The organism is Acidovorax sp. KPB24-07 (assembly GCF_057543315.1).
The window spans coordinates 1-1,911 of record NZ_BAAJYS010000532.1; the positions used below are offsets into that span (position 1 = coordinate 1).

Consider the following 1,911-nt stretch of genomic DNA (forward strand, 5'->3'; position numbering starts at 1 on the left):
AACGCCGTCAAGCTGCTGATCGACGGCATTCCTTCCAACGACAACGCGGGCGGTATGCCCTACCTCGATGCGGTCTTCCCCATCGACATCGAGGCCATCGAGGTGGTGCGCGGCACCAACGACCCGCGCTACGGGCTGAACAACATCGCGGGCAATGCCAACGTGGTCACGCGCACGGGCGGCAACGAGGGCCGCGCCATCGCCACGGTCGGCAGCTTCGGCACGCGCGAGGTGCAGGTGGCCAAGGGCATCGAGAGCGGCAACTGGAGCCAGAACTACACGCTGGCCTGGCGCGAGTCGGATGGCTACCGGGCGCACGCCGACGGCACGCAGCGTGCGCTATCGGGCAAGTGGTTCTACACCAGCGACGACGGGCGCTGGCGCACGGGCCTGACCGCCCGCTACTACCGCAACCGCGCGCTCGAATCGGGCTATCTCACGCGCGAGCAGGCCGAGGCCGCGCCGCGCTCGTCCCCCGCCTACGCCAGCGCCGACCGCAGCGAGCGCGAGACGGGCCAGCTCGCCCTGCACATCGACGGCGAACTGGCCGACCGCCTCTCCTGGTCCGCCAAGGCCTATGGCAATCATTACGAGAACCAGCGCTGGGTGCGCTTTTCACAGGCCGCCGTGCAGCAGGAGCGCGACAACGACGAGACGCACCGGGGCGCCCTGACGTCGCTCACCTGGCGCCCGCGGGTGGACTGGGCGCACGAGTTCACGCTCGAAGGCGGTGTCGATGCCCAGTGGCAGAGCAACGCCGCGCAGCGCTACCGCACCATCGAGCGCGTGCGGACTGCGCCGTTTCGCGACTGGAACTTCGACCTGGACACGCGCGGCGCGTACCTGCAGGCGGTGGTGCGGCCCGTGGCGGCGCTGAAGATCGTGCCCGCGCTGCGGGTCGACCGCATCGGCGGGCATTTTTCCGACGGGCTTGCGCGCACCAGCGCGCCCGTGCACGACTACGGCACCATTCGCCAGCCCAAGCTCAGTGTGGCCTACGCGCTCTCGCCCGACACCAGCGTGTACGGCAACTGGGGTCGCACCTTCCAGATCGGCACGGGCATCGATGCGTACCGCACGCAGTCGCGCAACCTCGATCCCTCGATCAACGACGGCTGGGAGGTGGGTGCCAGGTTCCGCCCGCTGCCCTGGCTGGAGGCGCGCGCGGCGCTGTGGCGCCAGCGCGCCTCGGGCGAGGTGGCGCGCGTGCTGGGGGTGGATGGCGTTCCCGATCCCGGGGGCCTCGGCAACGTGGGCCGCACGCTGCGCAAGGGCTACGACCTGCAGCTCAACGCGCAACTGCACGCCCGCTGGACCGGCTGGCTGGCCTATTCGCGCCAGGTGGCGCGCATCACCACGCCCGACCCGAGCGCGCCCGCCACGGCAGGCCGCGAGGTCGAGAACGTGCCGCACCACCTGGCGACCGCCGGCATCACCTACCGCGCCAGCGAGCAATGGGAGCTGAGCGCCTCGGCCAGCGCGCAGGGCGACTACTTTCTGGACCGCACCAACACGCAGGGCCGCGCTGGCCGCTACGCGCTGCTGAACCTCGGCGCCACCTGGCGACTCACGCCCGAAATGGACGTGTCGGTGCAGGTGAAGAACGCCACCCACCGCCGCTACGTCTATGCGTGGTACGACAGCGGTTCGTCGGGCTATTCGCCGGGGGATGGCCGCAGCGTGTCGGCCTCGCTCGGCTGGCGGTTCTAGGCGCCGCGCGGGACGCCCCAGAAAAACGCCCCACGGCCGGAGGGGCGTGGGGCGGCGTCCGGTGGCGCAGGGGGCGGTGGCGTCAGAAGGTTTCCCAGTCGTCCGCGCCCGTGCCCGCCATCGCGGGCTGCTTGGCGGCTTTGGCGGGCGCGGCCGCCAACGGGGCCTTGGCGGGCGATGCCTGCAGTTTCCGCGCAGGGG

The 1,911-nt window shown here is 71.4% G+C and carries 1 protein-coding gene; it reads left to right on the top strand.

Annotation, left to right across the window (positions count from 1 at the left end; genetic code table 11):
- A partial coding sequence (locus AC27IQ_RS23515) for a TonB-dependent receptor (RefSeq protein ID WP_487090996.1) occupies positions 1–1,710 on the top strand: 1,710 nt, incomplete at its 5' end.
- Positions 1,711–1,911: the final 201 nt, after the last annotated feature.